Here is a 23,389-nt window from a genome sequence, read left to right as displayed (position 1 = left end):
GCGGTGGAGGTGCGTGGTCAGCGGCGCGAGACTGCGACCACGTCTTCGGCTTGCAGGCCCTTGTCGCGGTGCATCACCGAGAACTCCACGCGCTGGCCTTCGACCAGTACGCGGTGGCCTTCGCCACGGATGGCGCGAAAGTGCACGAAGATGTCATCGCCCGAGTCGCGGGAGATGAAGCCGAAGCCCTTCGAGGTGTTGAACCACTTCACGGTGCCGGTATCGCGCTTGCCAGCCTCCAGGGGGGTGCCCTGGCTGCGGGGCTTGCGCACGCTGCGGGCAAAGCCTGCGGCCAGGTGCAGCGCGGTGGCGAGCATGGCGCAGGCCAGGGCTGGCAGGTTGCCAAGCTCTGGGCGGGCCAGCAGGGTGATGGTCTGCAGGATGACCGCTGCTACCAGCAGGACGCTGGTGGCCAGTTGCAGTTGCTGGCGCATGCCCTTGTAGTACAGCGGCAGCGCCGGTGCGATGACCAGGTTGAGCAGGCCGAGCAGCGCCAGATACACGGCTTCGGGTTGTTGCAGGAAGGGTGTCGCGTCGGTTCTGAGGCTGGGTATGAGCGATAGCAGCAAGGCAGCCACGCCCGTCACCAGATGGACGATCTTGAACATTTGGTTTGGCTCACATTGATAAGGCCGATCACAGGATGAGCTGGCTGCACGGTGCGCGTGTGGTGTAGGCGCGAAAACGTGGCGGGCCAGCCTATGCACCCGGCATTGACAATCCGCACGGGTGGCACCCTGCCTATTTAACAGCAAAGGCGCAGGCTTCTCAAACCGTGAGGCGCTGGTGCGCATCTCTTGGTACAGTTCCGGGGCCCGCTTGATCAATCAAGCCTTATGGAAAGGGGAACTTCATGGCAATCGATATCGGTATCAGTGAAGAAGATCGCAAGTCCATCGTCGAAGGGCTGTCCCGGCTGCTGTCGGACACGTATGTGTTGTATCTGAAAACCCACAACTTCCACTGGAACGTTACCGGCCCAGCGTTTCGTACCCTGCACCTGATGTTCGAGGAGCAGTACAACGAACTGGCCCTGGCCGTCGACTCCATCGCCGAGCGTATTCGTGCCCTCGGCTTCCCGGCACCCGGTTCCTATGCCTTCTACGCCCGTCACTCCTCGATCAAGGAAGAAGAAGGCGTGCCGCCGGCCGACGAGATGATCCGCCAGCTGGTCCAGGGGCAGGAGGCGGTGGTACGCACCGCGCGAAGCATTTTCCCAGTGGTGGACAAGGTCAGCGACGAGCCGACCGCAGATCTGCTCACCCAGCGCATGCAGGTGCATGAAAAGACGGCCTGGATGTTACGCGTGTTGCTCGACGGCAAGTGATCGTCGCTCACGTCTGGCAAGGCCGCTGAAAACGGGCCCGGCATCTTTCCAGGTGTCGGGCCCATTCTTTTACGGGGAAGGCTTTGCCGCTGCTACGCAGGGGTGTGAACGCGTTTCATTGGCACGCAATGGAGCCCTGTCGCATGAGCGACAGGGCGTGATTTCGTGACGATGGAGCGAAGCGATGGGCAATCTGATGTGCGGTATGGGTGAAGGTTCGAGGCAGGGGAGGGGCTCGGGGCGACCCTGTATCGATCCGTTCAAGGCAGATTTCGACATGGCCCAGGCCGGGCCGGTCTCGCGCTCGGTGCGGCTCAACGGCTTTGCCACCTGCCTGCGGCTTGAGGCCGTGTATTGGCGGATCCTGGAGCGGATCGCGGCGGCCAACCGCTGTTCGGTCAGCACGGTGCTCTCCTATGTAGACCGTGAGGTGCACCTGCGCCACGGCGGGGTGCGGAATTTCAGCGGGCTGGTTCGCGTCATCTGCGTGACCTGGTTGCAGGAGGCTCCGGATACGCACTGATCGCCAGGCGGGCTGCACGGCTCTGCTTAACCATATATAATCCCGCTCTTTGCTGCCCTGGGCAGCCTGCGATGTGGTTGACGAGAGACACCATGCCCCTTTACGACTATCAATGTGCATCCTGCGAGCACCGGATGGAGGTGCTGCAGAAGATCAGCGCCGCGCCGTTGACCGATTGCCCGGCATGCCAGGCGCCGGCATTGAAGAAGCTGCTGTCGGTCCCCGGCTTTCGCCTGAGCGGCAACGGCTGGTACGAGACCGACTTCAAGACAGGGGCGAAGAAGAATCTGGCAGGCGGCGACAAGGCCGACTGAGTTGAATTGCACCCGCCAGGTCTTGCAGTATTAGCCCCTTGGGCGGCCAAGACCTCCACCGAACACACGAATCACGAGAAGCGAAACCACCATCATGATGCGCAGCCATTATTGCGGCCAACTGAACGAGAGCCTGGACGGCCAGGAAGTCACCCTTTGCGGCTGGGTCCATCGTCGCCGCGACCACGGCGGGGTGATCTTCCTCGACATCCGTGACCGCGAAGGCATGGCCCAGGTCGTGTTCGACCCGGATCGCGCCGAAACCTTCGCCGCCGCCGACCGCGTGCGCAGCGAATACGTCGTACAGATCACCGGCAAGGTACGCAAGCGCCCTGAAGGCGCTGTGAACACCAACATGGCTTCCGGTGCCATCGAGATCCTCGGCTATCAGCTGAACGTGCTCAACGAAGCGGAAACCCCGCCGTTCCCGCTGAACGAATACTCCGACGTTGGCGAGGAAACCCGCCTGCGTTATCGCTTCATCGACCTGCGTCGCCCGGAAATGGCCGACAAGCTGCGCCTGCGTTCGCGCATCACCAGCAGCATCCGTCGCTTCCTCGACGAGAACGGCTTCCTCGACGTCGAGACGCCGATCCTCACCCGTGCCACTCCTGAAGGCGCGCGCGACTACCTGGTACCGAGCCGCACCCACGCCGGCAGCTTCTTCGCCCTGCCGCAGTCGCCGCAGCTGTTCAAACAACTGCTGATGGTGGCCGGCTTCGACCGCTACTACCAGATCGCCAAATGCTTCCGCGACGAAGACCTGCGCGCCGACCGTCAGCCGGAATTCACCCAGATCGACATCGAGACCAGCTTCCTCGATGAGTCCGAGATCATGGGCCTGACCGAAAGCATGATCCGCAAGCTGTTCAAGGAAGTGCTGGACCTGGAGTTCGGTGAGTTCCCGCACATGACCTTCGAAGAAGCCATGCGCCGCTACGGTTCCGACAAGCCAGACCTGCGTAACCCGCTGGAACTGGTGGATGTCGCCGACCAGCTGAAAGACGTCGACTTCAAGGTCTTCGCCGGCCCCGCCAACGATCCTAAGTGCCGCGTCACCGCCCTGCGCCTGCCAGGCGGCGCCAGCATGCCGCGCAGCAAGATCGACGAGTACACCAAGTTCGTCGGCATCTACGGTGCCAAGGGCCTGGCCTATATCAAGGTCAACGAGCGCGCCAAGGGTGTCGAAGGCCTGCAGTCGCCGATCGTCAAGAACATCCCGGAAGCCAACCTCAACAACATCCTGGATCGCGTTGGCGCGGTCGACGGCGACATCGTGTTCTTCGGTGCCGACAAGTTCAAGGTCGTCAGCGAGGCCCTGGGCGCGCTGCGCATCCGCCTGGGTCACGATTTCGAGCTGCTGACCTGCGAGTGGGCGCCGATGTGGGTCGTCGACTTCCCGATGTTCGAAGAAAACGAAGACGGCAGCTTCACCGCGCTGCACCACCCGTTCACCGCACCCAAGTGCACCCCGGAAGAGCTCGAGGCCAACCCGGCCACCGCGCTGTCCCGTGCCTACGACATGGTGCTCAACGGCACCGAGCTGGGTGGCGGCTCGATCCGTATTCACCGCAAAGAGATGCAGCAAGCGGTCTTCCGCCTGCTGGGCATCGAGGCTGCGGAACAGGAAGAGAAGTTCGGCTTCCTGCTCGACGCCCTGAAGTTCGGCGCACCACCCCACGGTGGCCTGGCCTTCGGCCTGGACCGCCTGGTCATGCTGATGACCGGCGCCCAGTCGATCCGTGAAGTGATTGCCTTCCCGAAAACCCAGAGCGCCGCGTGCGTCATGACCCAGGCTCCTGGCCTGGTCGACGCCAAGGCCCTGCGCGAGCTGCACATCCGTCTGCGCGAGCAGACCAAGGTCGAGTGATCGGCCGGGGCGCCCCTTGCAGTGGGGCGCCCCCGCGCTTGATGCGCAGGATTCTTCGCGTTCCGCCCTTCGGGGCGGAACCTGTTTCTGTTACAAGGATTTGGAGTCGTTATGGCCGGTCATTCCAAGTGGGCGAACATCAAGCACCGCAAAGAACGCCAGGATGCCAAGAGAGGCAAGGTCTTCACCAAGTGGATCCGCGAGCTGACCGTCGCCGCCAAGCAGGGCGGCCCAGATCCGGCCTCCAACCCGCGCCTGCGCCTGGCCCTGGACAAGGCGCTGGGTGCCAACATGAGCCGCGACATCATCGACCGCGCGGTGGCCCGCGGTGCTGGCACCAATGAAAGCGACAACGTCGAAGAGCTGAGCTACGAAGGTTACGGCCCGGGCGGCGTGGCGATCATGGTCGAGGCCATGACCGACAACCGCAACCGCACCGCGGCCGCCGTTCGTCATGCCTTTACCAAGTGCGGCGGCAACCTGGGTACCGACGGTTCGGTGGCCTACCTGTTCGAGCGCAAGGGGCAGATCAGCTTCGCCGCCGAATTGAAGGTGGAGGAAGACGCCTTGATGGAGGCGGCCCTGGAGGCGGGTGCCGACGACGTGGTCAACAATGAAGACGGCTCGTTCGATGTGTTCACCTCGTTCAGCAGCTTCTATGCGGTGCGCAACGCGTTGGAAGAGGGCGGTTTCAAGGCCTCGGACGCCGAGATCGTGATGCAGCCGACCACCAGCGCCGAGCTGGATCAGGAGGGCGCCGAAAAGGTGCTCAAGCTGATCGACATGCTCGAGGACCTGGATGACGTGCAGAACGTCTACTCCAATGCGCAGATCTCGGACGAGATCATGGAAACGCTTGGCTGATAACCTCTGAAAGCGGTTCGATCGCGGGGCAAGCCCGCTCCCACCGGTAGCCTGTGTCGCACCTGTGGGAGCGGGCTTGTCACGCGATTGGGACGGCAAATTTTCATAAGTCCGTAGGCGTTATGACTCTGATTCTTGGTATCGACCCCGGCTCGCGCATCACCGGCTTTGGTGTTGTTCGCCAGACCGCCCGTGGTTGCGAGTACGTGGCCTCGGGCTGTATCCGCACCGGCGGTGGTGAGCTGCACGAGCGCCTGCAGATCGTCTTTCGCGGCGTGAGCGAAATCATCCGCCAGCACGGGCCCGTGACCATGGGCATCGAGCGGGTGTTCATGGCGCGCAACGCCGATTCGGCGCTCAAGCTTGGCCAGGCCCGCGGCGCGGCGATCGTGGCTGCCGCCGAGGCCGGCCTGGAAATCGCCGAATATAGCGCCAGCCAGGTCAAGCAGGCCGTGGCCGGCACCGGTGGCGCCAACAAGGAGCAGGTGATGATGATGGTGATGCACCTGCTCAAGCTGACACAAAAGCCGCAGATCGATGCCTCCGACGCCCTGGCCATCGCCTTGTGCCATGCCCACACCCGTTCCAGCCTGATTCCCCATGGGCTGGCCACGGCACGGCGGCGCGGCGGGCGCTTGCGTCTGTAACCGCTTCATGCGCTGATACACATTTTGTCCGGGTGGCACGCTCACCCGGCGCATTTGCTGATAGGGTGGACCGGTTTTCGACCGGCGCCCGAGAGGAAGGATCGGAACGTGATTGGACGTTTGCGCGGCACCCTGGCGGAAAAACAGCCGCCGCACCTGATTATCGACGTGAACGGCGTGGGCTACGAGCTGGAAGTGCCGATGACCACCCTGTACCGCCTGCCGAAGGTCGGCGAGCCAGTGACCGTGCACACTCACCTGGTGGTGCGTGAAGACGCCCACCTGCTCTATGGTTTCGCGGAAAAGCGTGAGCGCGAGCTGTTTCGCGAGCTGATTCGCCTGAATGGCGTGGGGCCGAAGCTGGCGCTGGCGCTGATGTCCGGCCTCGAAGTGGACGAACTGGTGCGCTGCGTGCAGGCCCAGGACGCCTCGGTACTGGTGCGTGTGCCCGGTGTCGGCAAGAAAACCGCCGAGCGCCTGCTGGTCGAACTCAAGGACCGCTTCAAGGCATGGGAAACCTCCCCGGCGATGTTCACCTTGGTCTCCGACGGTCCCTTGCCGGTGGCCAGCGAGTCCTCGGCCGAGGCTGATGCGGTCAGCGCCCTGGTCTCCCTGGGCTACAAACCACAGGAGGCGAGCAAGGCGATTGCCGCGATCAAGGACAAGGCTGGGCTGAGCAGCGAGGAGCTGATCCGTCGCAGCCTTAAAGGGATGATTGCCAAGTGATCGAAACCGACCGCCTGATCGCCGCCAGTGGCCGCGACCGTGAAGAAGTCCAGGACCGCGCGATCCGCCCGCTGCGCCTGGACGAGTACATCGGCCAGCCGGTGGTGCGCGAGCAGATGGCACTGTTCATCCAGGCCGCGCGCGGGCGCAATGAGTCGCTCGACCATACCCTGATCTTCGGCCCGCCAGGCTTGGGCAAGACAACCCTGGCCAACATCATCGCCCAGGAGATGGGTGTGTCGGTCAAGAGCACCTCGGGCCCGATCCTCGAGCGCCCGGGCGACCTGGCGGCGATGCTGACCAACCTCGAGCCCCATGACGTGCTGTTCATTGACGAGATCCACCGGTTGTCGCCGGTGGTGGAGGAGGTGCTCTATCCGGCGATGGAGGACTTCCAGCTGGACATCATGATCGGCGAGGGCCCGGCTGCGCGCTCGATCAAGCTCGACCTGCCGCCGTTCACCCTGGTCGGTGCCACCACCCGTGCCGGCATGCTGACCAACCCGCTGCGCGACCGCTTCGGTATCGTCCAGCGCCTGGAGTTCTACAGCAACAAGGACCTGGCCACCATCGTCAGCCGTTCGGCCGGTATTCTCGGGCTGCCGATGGACGACAAGGGCGCCTTCGAGATCGCCCGCCGGGCGCGGGGCACGCCACGGATCGCCAATCGCCTGCTGCGGCGGGTGCGCGACTTCGCCGAGGTGCGTGGCAAGGGCGAGATCACCAAGGCGGTCGCCGACATGGCGCTGAACCTGCTGGATGTCGACGAGCGTGGCTTCGATCACTCCGACCGGCGTCTGCTGCTGACCATGATCGAGAAGTTCGATGGTGGGCCGGTGGGGCTCGACAACATTGCCGCAGCGATCGGCGAAGAGCGCCACACCATCGAGGACGTGCTCGAGCCTTATTTGATCCAGCAGGGCTATATCATGCGCACCCCGCGGGGCCGCGTGGTCACCCGGCATGCCTACCTGCATTTCGGCCTGAATATCCCCGGGCGCTTCTGCGAAGGTGGCGAATATGCCGCCCAGGACGACGAATGACAGATCGAATCGGGATTTTCATGGTCCTACCGCTGGCATGCCATACGCTCGCTGGCAATACGACATTGTTGATGCAAAAACAGTTGCCGGGGCGGATTGGCAAGCACAGGAGTAAGCACTAGAGTATGCGCGCGCAAAATGGGCTGGAACCGTTCGCACACCGCTGTCGCGTCTATTACGAGGATACCGACGCGGGTGGCGTGGTGTATTACGTCAACTACCTCAAGTTCATGGAGCGTGCGCGCACCGAGCGTCTGCGTCATCTGGGCTTCTCCCAGGCGCAGTTGGCCGGTGAGAACCTCTTGTTCGTGGTCCATTCCAGCGAAGCGCGCTACCACGCGCCGGCGCGGCTGGACGATGAACTGCGGGTAACCGCGCAAGTACTTGAATTGAATCGCGCCAGCCTGCGCTTCGTGCAGCAGGTCTGGCGGGAAAAAGATGCAACGCTGCTCTGCGAAGGGCAGTTCCTGGTGGCCGCCGTGCGTGCCGACACCTTCAAACCCCGGGCCATTCCCCCAGCGCTGCGCGACGCGTTCCTGGCGGAGGGTGCGGGTACTCAATCCAACGCAGGAGAATAAGCGTGGAAGCAAACGTCGTCGACCATACCTCCATGTGGAGCCTGGTCGCCAATGCCAGTGTCGTGGTTCAGCTGGTAATGCTCACCCTGGTGGCCGCCTCGGTAACGTCCTGGATCATGATCTTCCAGCGCAGCACCATGCTGCGCGCCGGTCGTCGTGCGCTGGACGCCTTTGAAGAGCGCTTCTGGTCGGGCATCGACCTGTCGAAGCTGTATCGCCAGGCGGGCAGCAACCCGGACCCGGACTCGGGCGTCGAGCAGGTGTTCCGTGCCGGTTTCAAGGAGTTCTCGCGCTTGCGCCAGCAACCAGGTGTCGACCCGGACGCGGTGATGGAAGGTGTTGGCCGTGCCATGCGCGTCGCCATCTCCCGTGAGGAAGAAAAGCTCGAGCAGAGCCTGCCGTTCCTCGCCACCGTCGGCTCCACCAGCCCGTACATCGGCCTGTTCGGTACCGTCTGGGGCATCATGAACTCCTTCCGCGGCCTGGCCAGCGCCCAGCAGGCCACGCTGGCCACTGTCGCCCCCGGCATTGCCGAGGCCCTGGTTGCCACCGCGATCGGCCTGTTCGCCGCGATTCCGGCGGTCATCGCCTACAACCGCTTTGCCGCGCGCAGTGAAGTACTGATCGGCCGCTACTACACCTTCGCCGATGAGTTCCAGGCGATCCTGCACCGTAAAGTACACACCAGCGAAGAGTGATCAGGTAGAAACCCATGGCCCGAGTTCGCCACAAACGCAAGCCGGTCGCCGAGATGAACGTGGTGCCCTACATCGATGTGATGTTGGTGCTGCTGGTCATCTTCATGGTGACCGCCCCCATGCTCAACCAGGGCGTGAAGGTGGACCTGCCCAAGGTTTCCAGCGAAGCCCTGCCGCAGGACAACAACGTCCAGGTTCTGACTATCTCGATCAAGGCCGACAAGACTTACTACTGGAACCTCGGTAGCGAAGTCGACACCGACAAGCAGATGGATAAGGCCATGACCTTGCCGGAAATGACCGGTGCGGTCACCAAGATCATCGCCGCCGGTCGTGATCAGGGCAAACAGACCCAGGTCTTCATTCGTGGCGACAAGGCTGTCGACTATGGCGCGGTCATGGGCGCCATGGGCGGGTTGCAGAAGGCCGGTGTCGGTAACGTTGGCCTGATTACCGAGGCGCCCTGATGCAGCAGCGAGAGCCATCCGCCTCGGAAAGCTACTTCTGGCCCAGTGTCTGGGCCATTGGCCTGCACGTGCTGGTGTTCGGCATGCTGTTCGTCAGCTTTGCCATGACGCCCGAGCTGCCGCCTTCCAAGCCTATCGTCCAGGCCACGCTCTATCAGCTCAAGTCGAAGAGCCAGGCGACCACCCAGACCAATCAGAAGATTGCCGGGGAAGCGAAGAAAACCGCTTCGCGCCAGACCGAGGTCGAGCAGCTGGAGCAGAAGAAGATCGAGCAGGAGGCCGTGAAGGCCGCGGAACAAAAGAAAGCCGACGCCGCTCAAAAAGCTGAGGAAGCCCGCGAGGCCGCCGAAGCGAAGAAAGCTGAGGAAGCCGCCAAGGCTACCGAACAGAAGAAAGCCGCCGAGGCGAAGAAAGCCGAAGAAGCGAAGAAGGCAGCTGAAAAGCAGCAGGCCGACATCGCCAAGAAGAAGGCTGAGGAAGAGGCCAAGAAACAGGCCGAAGAGGAAGCCAAGAAAGAGGCTGCGGAAGAGGCGAAGAAGAAAGCCGCCGAAGACGCGAAGAAAAAAGCCGCCGAGGACGCCAAGAAGAAAGCGGCAGCCGAGGAAGCGAAGAAAAAGGCAGCTGAAGAGGCCAAGAAAAAGGCCGCTGCAGACGCCCAGAAGAAAAAGGCACAGGAAGCGGCCCGCAAGGCGGCGGAAGACAAGAAAGCCCAGGCCCTGGCCGAGCTGTTGTCCGACACCACCGAGCGGCAGCAGGCGCTGGCCGACGAGCAGGGTGACCAGGTGGCCGGCGACTTCGACGACCTGATCCGCATGCGCGCGGCCGAGGGCTGGGCGCGTCCGCCATCTGCGCGCAAGGGCATGACGGTAGTTCTGCAGATCAACATGTTGCCGGACGGCACCGTCACCAATGTGAGCGTGGCCAAGTCCAGTGGCGACGGCCCGTTCGACAGCTCGGCCGTGGCCGCGGTGAAGAACATTGGTCGGTTGACCGAGATGCAGGGCTTGAAGCCGAGCGATTTCAATCCGTATCGTTCATTCAAGATGACATTTACACCTGAGGATCTAGCGTTGTGATTAAACGTCTGAGAGGACTCCTGGTCTTGCTCTGCTGCGTGGCAGGCATGGCCATGGCAGAGGAAAAGAACATCCTGGTCACCAGCGGTAGCGACCGGGCCACCCCCATCGCGGTAGTGCCGTTTGGTGTGCAGGGCGGCAGCGTGCTGCCGGAAGACATGGCTGACATCATCAGCAACGACCTGCGTAACTCCGGTTACTACGGGCCGATCCCGCGGCAGAACATGATCAGCCTGCCGACCCAGGCCAGCGAAGTGATCTTCCGCGACTGGAAAGCGCTGGGCGCGCAGTACGTGATGGTCGGCAGCATCGTGCCATCCGGTGGCCGCCTGCAGGTGAGCTACGCCCTGTTCAACGTCGCCACCGAACAGCAAGTACTGACCGGTAGCGTCGCAGGTGGCGTCGATCAGTTGCGCGACATGGCTCACTACATCGCCGACCAGTCGTTCGAGAAACTCACCGGCATCAAGGGTGCTTTCTCCACCCGAATGCTTTATGTGACCGCCGAGCGTTTCTCGACCAACAACACCCGCTACACCCTGCAGCGTTCGGACTACGACGGTGCCCGTGCAGTGACCCTGTTGCAGTCGCGTGAGCCGATCCTGTCGCCGCGCTTCGCGCCGGATGGCAAGCGGATCGCCTATGTTTCGTTCGAGCAGAAGCGTCCACGCATCTTCATCCAGCACATCGACACCGGTCGTCGCGAGCAGATCACCAACTTCGAAGGCCTGAACGGCGCCCCTGCCTGGTCGCCGGACGGTACTCGCCTGGCGTTCGTGCTGTCGAAGGACGGTAACCCGGACATCTACGTGATGAACGTGGCTTCGCGCCAGATCACCCGTGTCACTGCCGGCCCGGGCATCAACACCGAGCCGTTCTGGGGCAAGGATGGCAACACCCTGTACTTCACTTCCGACCGTGGCGGCAAGCCGCAGATCTACAAGCAGTCGGTTGGTGGCGGCGGTGCTGAGCGCGTAACTTTCGTCGGTAACTACAACGCCAACCCGAAACTGTCGGCGGATGAAAAGACCCTGGTGATGATCCATCGCCAGCAGGGCTTCACCAACTTCAAGGTGGCGGCCCAGGACTTGCAACGCGGAAGTGTAAAGATTCTCACCGAAACCAGTCTTGATGAGTCTCCCACTGTTGCGCCAAACGGCACCATGCTAATCTACGCCACCCGCCAGCAGGGCCGGGGAGTCTTGATGCTCGTGTCGCTTAATGGCCGCGTGAGGCTCCCACTTCCTACCGCTCAAGGTGAAGTCAGAGAACCGTCCTGGTCCCCTTACCTGAACTGATTGCGGCGTAATACTTTTGCTTAACACACTGGGGTTTCATTAGGAGTTTCACGATGGAAATGCTGAAGTTTGGTAAATTCGCTGCGCTGGCTCTGGCCATGGCTGTAGCTGTAGGTTGCTCCTCGAAAGGCGGTGACAACGCTGGTGAAGGCGCTGTTGATCCGAACGCTGGCTACGGTGCCAACACTGGCGCTGTTGACGGTTCCCTGAGCGAAGAAGCCGCCCTGCGCGCAATCACCACCTTCTACTTCGAATACGACAGCTCGGACCTGAAGCCAGAAGCCATGCGCTCCCTGGACGTTCACGCCAAGGACCTGAAGTCCAACGGCAACCGCGTTGTTCTGGAAGGCAACACCGACGAGCGCGGCACCCGCGAGTACAACATGGCTCTGGGTGAGCGTCGTGCCAAGGCCGTTCAACGCTACCTGGTTCTGCAGGGCGTTTCCCCTGCTCAGCTGGAACTGGTTTCCTACGGCGAAGAGCGTCCAGTTGCTACCGGTAACGACGAGCAGTCCTGGGCTCAAAACCGTCGCGTAGAACTGCGTAAGTAAGTTCTTATGCGTATGTGCCGTCGTGCTTTGACCGTCCTCGCACTCAGCCTGCCCTTCTCGGCGTGGGCTGCAGTTCCCGTAGTAGATGACAACGCGGGTGGCTATCCACCTGCGGGTTATGGCACGAGCGGCGCCTATGCCGGGGCAGGGGCTTCGGCCCCTGCTTCTGCAAACGGCCAGCTGTTCATGCAGCTGCAACAGATGCAGGACCAACTTTCCCGCCAGCAAGGCATCATCGAAGAGCTGCAAAACGATGTGTCGCGCATGAAGCAGGAAAACCTCGAGCGCTACCAGGATCTCGACCGCCGCATCAGCAGCGGTGCCGCACCTGCCGCGACTCCAGACAATTCTTCCACTGGTGGGGCCGTCAACGCCGCCACGGGTGCCGCTGCCGGCGCAAGTGCCGCGCAGCCACCGGCCGCTAGTGGCGAGCCGGGCGATCCGGCGAAAGAGAAGCTGTTCTATGAAGCTGCTTTCGACCTGATCAAGCAGAAGGACTTCGACAAGGCCAGCCAGGCCTTCGCTGCCTTCCTGCGCAAGTACCCCAACAGCCAGTACGCCGGCAACGCCCAGTACTGGCTTGGCGAAGTCAACCTTGCCAAGGGCGACCTGCAGGGTGCCGGCCAGGCCTTTGCCAAGGTCAGTCAACTGTACCCGCAGCACAGCAAGGTGCCGGATTCGCTCTACAAGTTGGCCGACGTCGAGCGCCGCATGGGCCACACCGACAAGGTCAAGGGCATCCTGCAACAGGTCATCACCCAGTACCCCGGCACTTCCGCCGCGCAACTGGCGCAACGCGACCTGCAGAAGCTCTAAGCAGTGCATTTGAAAGAAACCCGCGCCTGTCGCGGGTTTTTTCGTTAGAATCCGTACCCCATTTTTTGTAAACACGCTGTCGCGGATAACGCTATGTCGAGTCCGCGACAGTGCCTGACGGAGGCGGACAGCCTGTTCAGCTGTCACGCCCGTGGCGATCATGCAAGACACATTACGCATCACCGAAGTCTTTTACTCGTTGCAGGGTGAAACGCGAACGGCTGGGCTGCCCACGGTATTCGTGCGCCTCACCGGTTGCCCCCTGCGTTGTCAGTACTGCGACAGCGCCTACGCCTTCAGTGGCGGCACTGTGCGCACTCTCGATTCGATCCTCGAGCAGGTGGCCGGCTTCAAGCCGCGCTACGTCTGTGTCACCGGGGGCGAGCCGCTGGCCCAGCCCAACGCCTTGCCGCTGTTGCAGCGCCTGTGCGACGCGGGCTACGAGGTGTCGCTGGAAACCAGCGGCGCCCTCGACATCGCCGGCACCGATACCCGGGTCAGCCGCGTGGTCGACCTCAAGACCCCGGGCTCCGAGGAATCGCACCGCAACCGCTACGAGAACATCGAACTGCTGACCCGCAACGACCAGGTCAAGTTCGTCATCTGTTCCCGCGAGGACTACGACTGGGCGGTCTCCAAGCTGATTCAGTTCAACCTGGCCGAGCGAGCGGGCGAAGTGCTGTTCTCGCCCAGCCACCATCAGGTGAGCGCCACCGACCTGGCCGACTGGATCGTCGCCGACAACCTGCCCGTGCGTTTCCAGTTGCAGCTGCACAAGCTGCTGTGGAACGACGAACCTGGACGCTGAGAGAAAAGACATGACTGACAAACGCGCGGTAATCCTGCTTTCCGGCGGCCTGGACTCGGCCACCGTGGTGGCCATGGCCAAGGCCGAAGGCTATGCCTGCTACACCATGAGCTTCGACTACGGCCAGCGACATCGCGCCGAGCTCGATGCCGCGGCTCGGGTCGCCCGCGACTTGGGCGTTGTCGAGCACAAGGTGATCGGCTTGAACCTCAACGGCATCGGTGGCTCGGCCCTGACCGACAACAGCATCGATGTGCCTGAGGCGCCGGGTGAGGGCATTCCGGTGACTTACGTGCCAGCGCGCAATACCGTGTTTCTTTCGCTGGCGTTGGGCTGGGCCGAAGTGCTTGAAGCTCGCGACATCTTCATCGGCGTCAACGCGGTCGACTACTCCGGCTACCCGGACTGCCGCCCTGAGTTCGTCGAGGCTTTCGAGCGCATGGCCAACCTCGCGACCAAGGCCGGTGTCGAGGGGCAGGGCTTCCGTATCCAGGCGCCCTTGCAGAACTTGAGCAAGGCCCAGATCGTCCAGGCCGGTATCGCCCAGGGCGTGGATTACAGCCTGACCGTGTCCTGCTACCAGGCCGATGACGAGGGGCGTGCCTGTGGCAAGTGCGACAGTTGCCGCCTGCGTGCCGATGGCTTCAAGGCTGCCGGTGTAGAGGACCCGACCCGGTATTTTTGAAAAATTTCTGATGGGGTGTTGATTTCCTCTGAGAAATCAGTAATATACGCGCCATCCAACGGGTCGTTAGCTCAGTTGGTAGAGCAGTTGGCTTTTAACCAATTGGTCGTAGGTTCGAATCCTACACGACCCACCATATGCAGTATGAAAAACCCCGCTTCCAGCAATGGAGCGGGGTTTTTCGTTTTCACCGTCCAGCCCGCCCAAGGCTGTCGAGCCTCTGGCGATGGCGTTTCAGGCGAATGTCCGAAGGCGGCCAGTCACTGCGCGCACAGTTGGAACTCCTTGAAGTTGTAGGAGCCGCCCGAGCCCCAGCTGACATGCAGGATGTCGCCCTGGCCATAGTTCACGACGTCGGCGCCGACATGGTAGCCAAAGGCCTCGACCGAGAAGCCGCCGCTGACCTGGTCCAGTTCTTCGGTGCTTAGGGTGCGGAGGTTTTCTTGTTCGGTGTTCATTGAGAGCTTCCTCTTTCTCGTTGATGTTGTTCCGTCTGAGGCACGCCCTGAGGTCCAGGGCATGGCGGAATACTTTCCCGTCCCGCCCGTTTCCGGCAATAGCACGGGTGACCTAATGTCGCGATGCCACTGTCGTGGCGCCCTCCAACCGATCTCCATGAGCTTCGCGCAATAGTCCACCTGTACTAGTGCCGATGGGTTTCTGCCTGTTTAGGCTGGCCGTACAGGTTTGCCGGAATCGTGGTCAGGGAATGCTATTTCGAAAGGAAGCGCTGCACGCAGGCAGGGACAAGGAGCTGGGCAACGTGGTGCTGGTCTCGCCGCCGTCGTTGCGTTTGGCGGGTGCCGGCGCGGTGCTGTTCTGCATCTTGCTGGCGCTGTTCCTCAGCCTTGCAAGCTACACCCGCCGCGAGGCTGTCACGGGTGTATTGGTACCTGAAGGGGGGCTGGTCAAAGTATTCGCCCCTCAGGTTGGCGTGGTCCAGGACCTTGCCGTCAGCGAGGGCCAGCAGGTACAGGCGGGGGCAGCATTGCTGACCTTGGTCAGCGACACCCACAACGGCGATGCCGATGCGAACCAGGTCGCCATCAGCCGCCTGATCCAGCGCCGCAACAGCAGCCTGGCCGATGAAATCGTCGAAACCAAGGTGCTGCACCAGCAGGAGCGCGAGGGCAAGCAGCGGCGCCTGGCGATGTTGCAGGGCGAGCAGGACAAGGTCGTCGCGCAGATCGCCCTGACCAGCCAGCGGCTGGCCCTGGCCCAGGGCATCGCAGAGCGTTACACGGAACTGCAACGCCAGGACTTCGTTTCCCGCGATCTGCTGCAAGACAAGCAGGATGCGGTGCTCGAAGTTCGCCTGCGGGCCGAGGAGCTGAACCGCTCGTTGCTGGCCCTGCGTAATGACAGTGCGGCCCTGCGTGCCGAGCTTGCCGAGTTGCCCTTCAACCAGACCAAGCAACTGGCGGATCTCGACCGACGATTGCTGGAGAGCCAGAGCAGTCTGCTGGAAAGCGAGGTGAAGCGGCAGGTCGTCATCACCGCCCCGGCCGCCGGGGAGGTGACCGCCATCGGCGTGGTCAACGGTGCCCGCGCCGACGTCAGCCGCCCCCTGTTCAGCCTGGTGCCGCAGAACAGCCAACTCTATGCCGAACTCTACGTGCCCAGCCGCTCAGCCGGTTTCGTGCGCCCCGGCCACGCCGTGATGCTGCGTTACCAGGCCTATCCCTACCAGCACTTCGGCCTGGCCCGGGGGACGGTGGCTTCGGTTTCACGCAGCGCCTTGCCCGCCGATGAAATCATGACCGTGGGCGCGGCCTCCGAAGCGTTGCGCGAGCAGGGCCCGTTGTACCGGGTGCGGGTCACCCTGGAGCGCCAGAGCCTGTTCGCCCGCGGGCGCGAGGAACGCCTGCGTTCGGGCATGCAACTGGACGCTGACATCATGCTGGAAAACCTGCCGCTCTATGAATGGCTGCTCGAACCGCTGCGCGGCATAGGGAAACGACTGTGAGCATTGCCCAATCCTTGAATTTCGGCGTCGGTCGCAAGCTGCCGGTCATCCTCCAGGTCGAGGCGGCCGAGTGTGGCCAGGCCTGCCTGGCGATGATCGCGGCCTTCCACGGGCAGGTTCACGACCTGCCGTCGCTGCGTCAGAAACTGTCACCCTCGATGAAGGGGGCGACCCTCAAGCAGTTGATGGCCATGGGGGCGCAGCTGGGCCTGGCCAGCCGGCCCCTGCGCCTGGAGCTGGAGGCGCTGGAGCAACTCAAGCTGCCCTGCATCCTGCATTGGAACTTCAACCACTTCGTGGTGCTCAAGGAAGTCGGCCCGCGTTGGGTGACGCTGCACGACCCGGCGCGTGGCGTGTGCCGGCTGACCCGCCAGGCGGTGTCCGAGGCGTTTACCGGCGTTGCCCTTGAACTGTGGCCGCACAGCGATTTTCAGCTCGGTGAGACGAAGACCCCGTTGCCGCTGCGGCGTTTGCTCGGCCGGGTGCAGGGCTTTGGCGGGGTGCTGGGGCATGTGCTGGCGTTGGGCGCGGCGCTGGAAGTGTGCATGATCCTCACGCCGTTCTTCCTGCAAACGGTGATCGACAAGGTACTGGTCAGTGCCGACCGCGACCTGCTGGCGGTGCTGGCGCTCGGCTTCGGCCTGTTGCTGGTGGCCCAGCAGGCCCTGTCGCTGGCGCGGTCCTGGGCGCTGATGTACCTCGGCACCTTGCTCGGCAGCCAGTGGCAGATCAATGTGTTCAACCACCTGGTGCGTTTGCCGGTGGCCTACTTCGAGCGCCGCCACCTGGGCGATATCGTCTCGCGGTTCGGCTCGCTCAAGGCGATCCAGCGCACCCTGACCACGTCGTTCATCGAAGCCTTGCTCGATGGGGTGATGACGGTGGTCACCCTGACTTTGATGTTTCTCTACAGCCCGCCGCTGGCCTTGATCGCGGTCGCCGCCATGCTGCTCTATGCGCTGGCGCGCTGGGCCTGGTTCGGCCCATTGCGGCGGGCCAGCGAGGAAGAACTGGTGAGAGCCGCCCGGCAGCAGAGCTATTTCCTGGAAACCATGCGCGGGGTGCGCACGCTCAAGCTGTTTGCTCGCCAGGAGCAGCGCGCCACCGTCTGGGGGGGCTTGCTGGTTGACGAGATCAATGCCGGGCTGCGGCCGCAGAAACTGCAACTGTTTTATCGCGCGTTCAACGGTTTGCTGTTCGGCACGGTGACGTTGCTGGTGATCTGGCTGGGCGCCCGGCAGGTGATCGAGGGGGTGTTCAGCGCCGGCATGCTGATTGCCTTCAATGCCTACAAGGACCAGTTCAATGGTCGGGTGGCGGGCCTGATCGACAAGCTGGTGGATGTGGTGATGCTGCGCCTGCACGGCGAGCGTCTGGCAGACATCGTGCTGCAGCAGGCCGAGGGACGGGGAGGGTTGGTGGATGTGCCGCCGGATAGTCCGGTGCCGCGGCTGGAAGTGCGTCAATTGCGGTTTCGTTATTCAGACCATGAGCCTTGGGTGCTCGATGGTTTGTCGCTGACCGTCGAGCCGGGCGAATCGCTGGCCATTGTCGGGCCGTCCGGGTGTGGCAAGACCACCTTGCTCAACGTCATGCTTGGCATCCTGCCACCGGTCGAGGGGCAGGTGCTGCTCGACGGTGAACCGGTGGACGCGAACAACCTCGACCGGCTGCGAAGTATCAGCGCCACGGTGCTGCAGGACGACGTGCTGTTCGCCGGTTCCATCGGCGACAACATCAGCTTCTTCGCCAGTGACGTCGACCAGGCCTGGGTCGAGCAATGCGCCCGGCTGGCCGCAGTGCATGAGGATATCGTGCGCATGCCGATGGCCTACAACACCTTGGTTGGGGACATGGGCACGGTACTGTCGGGCGGCCAGAAGCAACGCATCCTGCTGGCGCGTGCGCTCTATCGCAAACCCCGGTTGCTGTTTCTCGACGAAGCTACCAGTCACCTGGACATCCAGCGCGAGAACGCGGTGAACCAGGCCCTGCAAACGTTGAACATCACGCGGGTGATCGTTGCCCATCGACCAGACACCATACGTTCGGCCCAGCGCGTGGTGGTCCTGGTCAATGGTCGGTTGGCCGGCAATGGTCCTCGGCAAGACGCCGCGCCATGAGCCTGGGGCTTCGCTTGGCCGCAGTGCTTGCGCTGTCCAGCCTGCCATGCCTGGCCGCTGGGGAATCATTGCAGGCGTGCCCCGGGCCTTTGCGGTCGGGTGAGGCGCTGGGGCTGTCGCGGGCGGTGGCCATGGCCCTGTGCGCCGACCCTGAAATCGAAGCGGCCTGGCGTACGCAGCTCAGCAGCCAGGCCAGCATGGCGGCTGAGCAGTCGGCCTACTGGCCGACGCTGCAGGGCGTCGTCAGCAGTGGCAGGGCCAACCGCAAGACCCGTTACGAGGGCTTTTCCGACGCCAACTCCACGTTGGATGCGCGTACCAGCAGTTATGGCGTGAACCTCAACTGGGTGCTGTACGACTTCGGCTTGCGCGAAGCCAAGGTGGAAAGTGCCCGGCAACTGCTCAATGCAGCCAGCAGCAGCCGGGTGGCGAAGATCCAGCAGGTGGTGCTCGACACCAGCAAGGCGTTCTACCAGGTGCAGGCCAATGGCGCGTTGCTCGAAGCGCGGCGCAGTATCGAGGCGCTGGCCGCCGACAGCCTCAAGGTGACGACCGCCAAGCACCAGGCTGGCGCGGGCGAGCAGGCCGACCGCTTGCAGGCGCAGACTACCTACGAACAGGCCCGGCTCGAGCGGGTGCTGGCCGAGGGTGACCTGGCCACGGCCCGGGGGGTACTTGCCAGTGCGCTCAGCCTTTCGCCATCCACGCCGCTGCAACTCGAGGCCCTGAATGAGCCCGAGGGGCAGGAAGCGGCCTTCATGGCCAGCGTCGATGCCCTGATGGAGCAGGCCAGGCTCAACCATCCGTCCGTGGCGAAGGCCCGCGCCGAATGGTCGTCGAGCCTGGCCAGGGCTGATGCGGAACGCGCCCAGGGGCGCCCGAAGATCGCCTTGTACAGCAGTTATCGGCATGACGATACACCCGTGGAACAGGTAGCTTCGCGCCAGCAGATCGAAACCTGGACGGTGGGCGTGCAAGTCACCGTGCCGATCTTCGACGGTTTCCTTGCCCGGCGCCGAACCCGCGCCGCCGAATATGAAGCCGGTGCGCGCGAGCAAGACTTGCAGCAAGCCGAGCGCAGCATTGCCCTGAGTGTGTGGCGCAGCCGCCAGGCCCTGGAGGCGCGCACCCAGGCCCTGGCCATCAGTCGGCGCCTGGTCGACAGTGCCAGCCAGTCGCATCGGGTGGCATTGGGGCGCTACAAGGCAGGTGTCGGGAGCATCATCGAGCTGCTGAATGCGCAAAACGACCTGGCGAGCGCGCAACAGCGCCGGGTCAGTTCGGTGGTCGAATGGTATACCGCGAGGCTGCAGTTGGCGGCGGACCTGGGGCAACTGGGGCAGTGACGATCCTCCCCCACAGGACGGATGTCCGTGGGCGGCATTGCATATGCCGGCTTTGTCGTGTTCACTGTCTGATCGCGAATACTCTCATTCGCCCGGCGCAACACTGCCATGTTGCCCGTCGGGAGGCCATTCCACCGCGGCCAGAGGCGCCTCAGATCAATGACACATGGAAGCGAGCACCACTCCGAGCCCCAGCCCCCGCTGATCTCTGTCGTGGCACCCTGCTATAACGCCGAGAAGTACCTGCTGGAAGCCCTGCAGAGTATCTTTGCTCAGGATTATCCGAACTTCGAAGTCATAATCGTCGATGATGGCTCGAGCGACCGTAGCGTGGAAATGCTGCGCGAACTCCAGAAGACCTACGACTTCACGCTCCTCACCCAGGCCAACCAGGGCGTCAGCGGTGCACTGAATACCGGGCTTGCCCATGCCCGTGGCGTCTATGTGTCGACGCCGGACCTGGACGACATCATGCTGCCGCATTCGCTCAGCGTGCGTGCCCGTTATCTGGACGAGCACCCGCAAGTCGGTTGCGTGGGCGCGCTGATCACCTACATGGACACGGAAGGCCGCGATACCAAGGTGCAGCAACGCAGCGAGATCAAGACCTTCAGCTTCGAGCAGATCCTGCGCGATGCCGTGGTGATCGGCGCTCCGGCATCGCTGTACCGCATGGAAGCCATGCGGGCGGCGAAGTTCTATGATCCGTCGATCAAGGTCCAGGACTTCCAGATGACCCTGCGCATTGCGTCGCAGGGCTACGAGATCCACGAGCTTCCAGTGTGCGTCACACGTTACCGGCGTCATCCCAACAACCTGTCGCGCAAGTTCAAGGTGCTGCTCGAGGCCGACCTCAAGACCATCGCCCCGTATCGCGAACACCCGGCCTACGCCTGGGGGCGTTCGGTGCTGGTGCACAAAGCCTTGAAGTACGCGGTGGTGTCGGACAAGGGTTACGCCTGGAAGTTGCTGCGTGGCATCCCGCTGCGCCATTACAACAAGACCACCTTCAGGCGTATCAAACGCCTGTTGTTCCACCGTTGATGATTCCTTCCAACTTCGCTCCTGGGTACATTTCTTGAATTTCTGGCAGAAACTGATCAATCGCCGGGAGCGCAAACGCCTGCGCGCCATGGATAAACTCGACCGGGCGGCGGAGAAGATCCGCTTGAGCTACCCCCGCGCCAGCGTGGGCGTGGGCAGCTATGGCACGCCGGTGGTCACCGAGTTCGGTGACGATGCGGTGCTGCGTATCGGCAACTACACCTCGATTGCCGCGGGAGTGCAGGTGTTGCTGGGCGGTGAGCATCGCACGGACTGGCTGACCACCTATCCGTTTCCGGCCATGATCAAGGGGCTGGACGATATCAAGGACTATGCCCCAAGCAAGGGCGATGTGGTGATCGGCAGCGACTGCTGGATCTGCACCAATGCAATGATTCTCTCCGGGGTGACCATTGGTCATGGCGCGATCGTTGCTGCCGGCGCCATGGTCACACGCGACGTGCCGCCTTACGCGGTGGTGGGGGGCAACCCCTGCAAGTTCATCCGCTGGCGCTTTGACGAGCCGGTACGCGAGGCGCTGCTCGAGGCGGCCTGGTGGGATTGGCCGGTCGATGAAGTGAAGGCGGTGGCGCGCATGCTCAGCAGTGGCGACCTGGACGCCTTCCTCGACTACGCACGCAAGCGCCAGGAAGTTTCCACGCCTTGATCAAAGGCATTACGCCGCCCCCGTAGGAGCCAGCCTTGCTGGCGAACACCGGCAAAGCCGGTGCCAGGCTCCGCGCCACCTTCCCGCTCAGATCTTGCCCGGCTTCGGCATGTCGTTGCTGACTGTCTGCTGCTTGTCGGCCTTGCCGGTAGGCAACTGGTCGAAGTCATGCAGGCCATTCTTCGCGTAGGGGTTACCGATCCAGCGCGGTGTGGCGACGAACTGATCGTTGACCACGCTCTTGGCCGGCTCGTAAAGGTCGTAGCTGAGGCCGGCCAGGTCGGACAGCGTATGGATCAGGTGCGCACTGCTGTACGGGCGTGCGGCTGCCGCCTGCAGGTCGCGTGGGTGGCTGGCTTGCCAGCTCGGTGAAGTCCAGAGCAGGAACGGGATGGTGTACATCGGCCGGGTCGGATCGCCTTCATTGCGGCCCAGGCGGTCGTGGTTGCCCGAACTGTAGACGTCCTCGCCATGGTCGGACAGGTACAGCAGGAAGCCGTTCGGGGTGCTCGCCGAATAGCGCTTGATCAGGCTGGACACCACGAAGTCGTTGTAGCGCACCGCGTTGTCGTAGAAGTTGTAGGTTTCGACCTGGTCAGGCGACAGCGCCGTGGGTGCCCCCTGGTTGTCCTTGAAGTGCTCGTACTGCGCCGGGTAACGGTAGCGGTAGTCCATGTGCGTACCGAGCAAGTGGACAATGATCAGCTTCTTCGGCGCCGGGTCCTGCAGGGCCTTTTCAAAGGGAGGCAGCACCACGTCGTCGTACTGGCTGGCATTCTGGTTGCGCTGGTTGTTCAGGTACACCGGCTCGTCCGTCTGCTGGGAGAAGGTGGTGAGCATGGTGTTGCGCTTGGTCATGGTCTGCTGGTTGGTGATCCAGAAGGTCTTGTAGCCTGCCTGTTTCATCAGGTTGATCAGTGACGGATCGGTGAGGAAGCGGTCAGGGTGCTCTTCGTCGCCGAAGGTCAGGATCTGCTGCATCACCTCGATGGTATAGGGGCGAGGCGAGACGACGTTGCGAAATACCGTCAGGCCCTTGTCGCTGGCAGCCAGGGCATCGAGGTTGGGGGTGGTGTCGCGGTTGTAGCCATACAGGTGCATGTGTTCGCGGGTGGTGGACTCGCCCAGTACCAGCACCAGGGTGCGAGGCGTGTCGCCATTGTTGTCCTTCAGGCCTTGCAGCGGAGGCAGTGCGGCGTTCTGGTCAAGCAGTTCCTGCATGTTGTCCAGTTGCTGGCGGTACTGCCGGTAGCCGACCACCAGTTGCCACGGCACGGCGGGTTCCATGCGCTGTTCGACCTTTTCCCGGGCATCGGCGAACGAGCGTTCCTGGGTGACCATCTGCTTGTAGAAGGGGTAGACCAGGAGCGCGGCCAGCAGTGCGATGACCAGTGGCAGGCGAGTGTGCAGGGGCAGGGTGACCGGTCGGATGCGTCGCCAAAGCAATACGGCAACGACCGTATAGAGCAACAGCGCCAGGCACAGGGTGACACTGAAGTACTGGCTGAAGTATTCGCTGGCTTCAGCGGTGTTCGATTCGAACATCACGAAGATGACGCTCTGTGAAAACTCCTGGTGATAGATGCCGAAGTAGCTCAAGCCCACCAGCGACGAAGCCCACAGTACCAACCCGATCAGCGCGGACAGCGGGCGGGTCAGGCGCGGCAGCAACAGCACAGGGGTCAACCATAGACTGCTGAGGATGAAGGCGTCACGGAAGCCGGCGAAGCCAGTGGTGCCGCTGAACAGCAGCAGGGCCTGGGTAACACCGGAGAAGTACCAGAAAAACAGCAGCAGCCAACCCAGGCCGGCCCAGTCCATGCGTTTGCGGGGGGAGGTAGAAGAAGTCGACACGTATGCCTCGATGAGCCTGAAAATGCCGGATCCGGCGAGCGGCGGTAAGGGAGGCGACGCTAATGCAGGCTGCGTGAAAAGAACGTCAACGCGACATG

General features: G+C 62.8%; 25 protein-coding genes and 1 tRNA gene. 23 read left to right on the top strand and 3 right to left on the bottom strand.

Going from position 1 to position 23,389, the window contains the following annotated elements; all coding sequences use genetic code 11:
• Positions 1–17: 17 nt before the first annotated feature.
• Positions 18–608 carry a cold-shock protein gene (locus tag PSEEN_RS27130; RefSeq protein WP_011535165.1) on the bottom strand — a complete coding sequence of 197 codons (591 nt, stop codon included), beginning with the start codon at positions 606–608 and terminating at the stop codon, positions 18–20.
• A 245-nt stretch (positions 609–853) separates the two neighbouring features.
• Between PSEEN_RS27130 and PSEEN_RS18915 the strand changes: the two genes are divergently transcribed.
• The 18 genes from PSEEN_RS18915 to PSEEN_RS18830 all read left to right on the top strand — a co-directional run bounded on the left by PSEEN_RS18915 (position 854) and on the right by PSEEN_RS18830 (position 14,427).
• Entirely contained in the window at positions 854–1,327 is a 474-nt protein-coding gene (locus tag PSEEN_RS18915) for a Dps family protein (protein WP_011535164.1), read from the top strand.
• Positions 1,328–1,523: 196 nt separating this feature from the next.
• Positions 1,524–1,850, top strand: coding sequence for a ribbon-helix-helix domain-containing protein (locus PSEEN_RS18910; protein ID WP_373694296.1), 327 nt, complete (start codon positions 1,524–1,526; stop codon positions 1,848–1,850).
• Between the two features lie 92 nt (positions 1,851–1,942).
• A complete protein-coding gene (locus PSEEN_RS18905) occupies positions 1,943–2,164 on the top strand; it encodes an FmdB family zinc ribbon protein (protein ID WP_003254776.1) in 222 nt (73 codons plus the stop codon).
• A gap of 94 nt (positions 2,165–2,258) precedes the next feature.
• Positions 2,259–4,034, top strand: coding sequence for an aspartate--tRNA ligase (gene aspS, locus PSEEN_RS18900; RefSeq protein WP_011535162.1), 1,776 nt, complete (start codon positions 2,259–2,261; stop codon positions 4,032–4,034).
• Positions 4,035–4,145: 111 nt separating this feature from the next.
• Positions 4,146–4,898 (top strand): YebC/PmpR family DNA-binding transcriptional regulator, encoded by a 753-nt coding sequence (locus PSEEN_RS18895; RefSeq protein ID WP_011535161.1) that lies wholly within the window; start codon positions 4,146–4,148, stop codon positions 4,896–4,898.
• A 122-nt stretch (positions 4,899–5,020) separates the two neighbouring features.
• Positions 5,021–5,545 (top strand): crossover junction endodeoxyribonuclease RuvC, encoded by a 525-nt coding sequence (gene ruvC, locus PSEEN_RS18890; protein WP_011535160.1) that lies wholly within the window; start codon positions 5,021–5,023, stop codon positions 5,543–5,545.
• A gap of 108 nt (positions 5,546–5,653) precedes the next feature.
• Positions 5,654–6,271: a Holliday junction branch migration protein RuvA gene (gene ruvA / locus PSEEN_RS18885; RefSeq protein WP_011535159.1), complete on the top strand. Its 618-nt coding sequence runs from the start codon at positions 5,654–5,656 to the stop codon at positions 6,269–6,271.
• Positions 6,268–7,314, top strand: a complete 1,047-nt coding sequence (gene ruvB / locus PSEEN_RS18880) for a Holliday junction branch migration DNA helicase RuvB (protein ID WP_011535158.1) — start codon at positions 6,268–6,270, stop codon at positions 7,312–7,314. Before ruvA ends, ruvB begins: the two co-directional genes overlap by 4 nt.
• A 125-nt stretch (positions 7,315–7,439) precedes the next feature.
• On the top strand, positions 7,440–7,892 hold the full coding sequence (gene ybgC, locus PSEEN_RS18875; protein ID WP_011535157.1) for a tol-pal system-associated acyl-CoA thioesterase: 453 nt from the start codon (positions 7,440–7,442) through the stop codon (positions 7,890–7,892).
• 2 nt (positions 7,893–7,894) lie between these two features.
• Complete coding sequence (gene tolQ / locus PSEEN_RS18870) at positions 7,895–8,590, top strand: protein TolQ (protein WP_011535156.1); 696 nt, start codon at positions 7,895–7,897, stop codon at positions 8,588–8,590.
• A 14-nt stretch (positions 8,591–8,604) separates the two neighbouring features.
• Positions 8,605–9,057 (top strand): protein TolR, encoded by a 453-nt coding sequence (gene tolR / locus PSEEN_RS18865; protein ID WP_011535155.1) that lies wholly within the window; start codon positions 8,605–8,607, stop codon positions 9,055–9,057.
• A complete protein-coding gene (tolA, locus tag PSEEN_RS18860; RefSeq protein WP_011535154.1) occupies positions 9,057–10,133 on the top strand; it encodes a cell envelope integrity protein TolA in 1,077 nt (358 codons plus the stop codon). The genes tolR and tolA overlap by 1 nt, the downstream gene beginning before the upstream one ends.
• 47 nt (positions 10,134–10,180) lie before the next feature.
• The gene (tolB, locus tag PSEEN_RS18855) at positions 10,181–11,431 is read left to right on the top strand and encodes a Tol-Pal system beta propeller repeat protein TolB (RefSeq protein WP_044488355.1); all 1,251 of its coding nucleotides are present in this window, start codon (positions 10,181–10,183) and stop codon (positions 11,429–11,431) included.
• 53 nt (positions 11,432–11,484) lie between these two features.
• On the top strand, positions 11,485–11,982 hold the full coding sequence (pal, locus tag PSEEN_RS18850) for a peptidoglycan-associated lipoprotein Pal (protein WP_011535152.1): 498 nt from the start codon (positions 11,485–11,487) through the stop codon (positions 11,980–11,982).
• Positions 11,983–11,988: 6 nt separating this feature from the next.
• Positions 11,989–12,798 (top strand): tol-pal system protein YbgF, encoded by an 810-nt coding sequence (gene ybgF, locus PSEEN_RS18845; protein ID WP_011535151.1) that lies wholly within the window; start codon positions 11,989–11,991, stop codon positions 12,796–12,798.
• 160 nt (positions 12,799–12,958) lie between these two features.
• On the top strand, positions 12,959–13,606 hold the full coding sequence (gene queE / locus PSEEN_RS18840) for a 7-carboxy-7-deazaguanine synthase QueE (protein ID WP_011535150.1): 648 nt from the start codon (positions 12,959–12,961) through the stop codon (positions 13,604–13,606).
• Positions 13,607–13,616: 10 nt separating this feature from the next.
• Positions 13,617–14,291 carry a 7-cyano-7-deazaguanine synthase QueC gene (gene queC, locus PSEEN_RS18835; protein ID WP_011535149.1) on the top strand — a complete coding sequence of 225 codons (675 nt, stop codon included), beginning with the start codon at positions 13,617–13,619 and terminating at the stop codon, positions 14,289–14,291.
• 60 nt (positions 14,292–14,351) lie between these two features.
• A tRNA-Lys gene (locus tag PSEEN_RS18830) sits at positions 14,352–14,427 on the top strand.
• Positions 14,428–14,551: 124 nt separating this feature from the next.
• Here PSEEN_RS18830 and PSEEN_RS18825 read toward each other — a convergent pair.
• Positions 14,552–14,749, bottom strand: a complete 198-nt coding sequence (locus PSEEN_RS18825; protein WP_044488353.1) for a bacteriocin — start codon at positions 14,747–14,749, stop codon at positions 14,552–14,554.
• Positions 14,750–15,000: 251 nt separating this feature from the next.
• Between PSEEN_RS18825 and PSEEN_RS18820 the strand changes: the two genes are divergently transcribed.
• The 5 genes from PSEEN_RS18820 to PSEEN_RS18800 all read left to right on the top strand — a co-directional run bounded on the left by PSEEN_RS18820 (position 15,001) and on the right by PSEEN_RS18800 (position 21,437).
• A complete protein-coding gene (locus PSEEN_RS18820) occupies positions 15,001–16,257 on the top strand; it encodes an HlyD family secretion protein (RefSeq protein ID WP_011535147.1) in 1,257 nt (418 codons plus the stop codon).
• Positions 16,254–18,380, top strand: coding sequence for a peptidase domain-containing ABC transporter (locus tag PSEEN_RS18815; RefSeq protein ID WP_011535146.1), 2,127 nt, complete (start codon positions 16,254–16,256; stop codon positions 18,378–18,380). The genes PSEEN_RS18820 and PSEEN_RS18815 overlap by 4 nt, the downstream gene beginning before the upstream one ends.
• The gene (locus PSEEN_RS18810; RefSeq protein ID WP_011535145.1) at positions 18,377–19,726 is read left to right on the top strand and encodes a TolC family protein; all 1,350 of its coding nucleotides are present in this window, start codon (positions 18,377–18,379) and stop codon (positions 19,724–19,726) included. The genes PSEEN_RS18815 and PSEEN_RS18810 overlap by 4 nt, the downstream gene beginning before the upstream one ends.
• 159 nt (positions 19,727–19,885) lie before the next feature.
• The gene (locus PSEEN_RS18805; RefSeq protein ID WP_011535144.1) at positions 19,886–20,770 is read left to right on the top strand and encodes a glycosyltransferase family 2 protein; all 885 of its coding nucleotides are present in this window, start codon (positions 19,886–19,888) and stop codon (positions 20,768–20,770) included.
• An 88-nt stretch (positions 20,771–20,858) separates the two neighbouring features.
• Positions 20,859–21,437 (top strand): CatB-related O-acetyltransferase, encoded by a 579-nt coding sequence (locus PSEEN_RS18800; RefSeq protein WP_162042956.1) that lies wholly within the window; start codon positions 20,859–20,861, stop codon positions 21,435–21,437.
• A gap of 87 nt (positions 21,438–21,524) precedes the next feature.
• On the opposite strand, the gene PSEEN_RS18795 is transcribed toward PSEEN_RS18800, so the two are convergent.
• Positions 21,525–23,291, bottom strand: coding sequence for a phosphoethanolamine transferase CptA (locus tag PSEEN_RS18795; RefSeq protein WP_011535142.1), 1,767 nt, complete (start codon positions 23,289–23,291; stop codon positions 21,525–21,527).
• Between the last annotated feature and the right edge of the window lie 98 nt (positions 23,292–23,389).

This window comes from Pseudomonas entomophila L48, from assembly GCF_000026105.1.
GTDB classification, from domain to species: Bacteria; Pseudomonadota; Gammaproteobacteria; order Pseudomonadales; family Pseudomonadaceae; genus Aquipseudomonas; species Aquipseudomonas entomophila.
The sequence above is the reverse complement of the archived record's forward strand: the minus strand, read 5'-3'. Positions and strand labels throughout refer to the sequence as shown.

Bases quoted from the DNA above. Each gene is read 5' to 3' on its own strand.
- PSEEN_RS18800 (WP_162042956.1), top strand. From the start codon at position 20,859: ATGGATAAACTCGACCGGGCGGCGGAGAAGATCCGCTTGAGCTACCCC.
- pal (WP_011535152.1), top strand. From the start codon at position 11,485: ATGGAAATGCTGAAGTTTGGTAAATTCGCTGCGCTGGCTCTGGCCATG.
- tolR (WP_011535155.1), top strand. From the start codon at position 8,605: ATGGCCCGAGTTCGCCACAAACGCAAGCCGGTCGCCGAGATGAACGTG.
- PSEEN_RS18895 (WP_011535161.1), top strand. From the start codon at position 4,146: ATGGCCGGTCATTCCAAGTGGGCGAACATCAAGCACCGCAAAGAACGC.
- tolA (WP_011535154.1), top strand. From the start codon at position 9,057: ATGCAGCAGCGAGAGCCATCCGCCTCGGAAAGCTACTTCTGGCCCAGT.
- ybgC (WP_011535157.1), top strand. From the start codon at position 7,440: ATGCGCGCGCAAAATGGGCTGGAACCGTTCGCACACCGCTGTCGCGTC.
- PSEEN_RS18820 (WP_011535147.1), top strand. From the start codon at position 15,001: ATGCTATTTCGAAAGGAAGCGCTGCACGCAGGCAGGGACAAGGAGCTG.
- tolB (WP_044488355.1), top strand. From the start codon at position 10,181: ATGGCCATGGCAGAGGAAAAGAACATCCTGGTCACCAGCGGTAGCGAC.
- aspS (WP_011535162.1), top strand. From the start codon at position 2,259: ATGATGCGCAGCCATTATTGCGGCCAACTGAACGAGAGCCTGGACGGC.
- PSEEN_RS27130 (WP_011535165.1), bottom strand. From the start codon at position 608: ATGTTCAAGATCGTCCATCTGGTGACGGGCGTGGCTGCCTTGCTGCTA.
- PSEEN_RS18810 (WP_011535145.1), top strand. From the start codon at position 18,377: ATGAGCCTGGGGCTTCGCTTGGCCGCAGTGCTTGCGCTGTCCAGCCTG.
- queC (WP_011535149.1), top strand. From the start codon at position 13,617: ATGACTGACAAACGCGCGGTAATCCTGCTTTCCGGCGGCCTGGACTCG.
- PSEEN_RS18805 (WP_011535144.1), top strand. From the start codon at position 19,886: ATGACACATGGAAGCGAGCACCACTCCGAGCCCCAGCCCCCGCTGATC.
- PSEEN_RS18910 (WP_373694296.1), top strand. From the start codon at position 1,524: ATGTGCGGTATGGGTGAAGGTTCGAGGCAGGGGAGGGGCTCGGGGCGA.
- PSEEN_RS18825 (WP_044488353.1), bottom strand. From the start codon at position 14,749: ATGAACACCGAACAAGAAAACCTCCGCACCCTAAGCACCGAAGAACTG.
- PSEEN_RS18915 (WP_011535164.1), top strand. From the start codon at position 854: ATGGCAATCGATATCGGTATCAGTGAAGAAGATCGCAAGTCCATCGTC.
- PSEEN_RS18905 (WP_003254776.1), top strand. From the start codon at position 1,943: ATGCCCCTTTACGACTATCAATGTGCATCCTGCGAGCACCGGATGGAG.
- ruvC (WP_011535160.1), top strand. From the start codon at position 5,021: ATGACTCTGATTCTTGGTATCGACCCCGGCTCGCGCATCACCGGCTTT.
- ybgF (WP_011535151.1), top strand. From the start codon at position 11,989: ATGCGTATGTGCCGTCGTGCTTTGACCGTCCTCGCACTCAGCCTGCCC.
- queE (WP_011535150.1), top strand. From the start codon at position 12,959: ATGCAAGACACATTACGCATCACCGAAGTCTTTTACTCGTTGCAGGGT.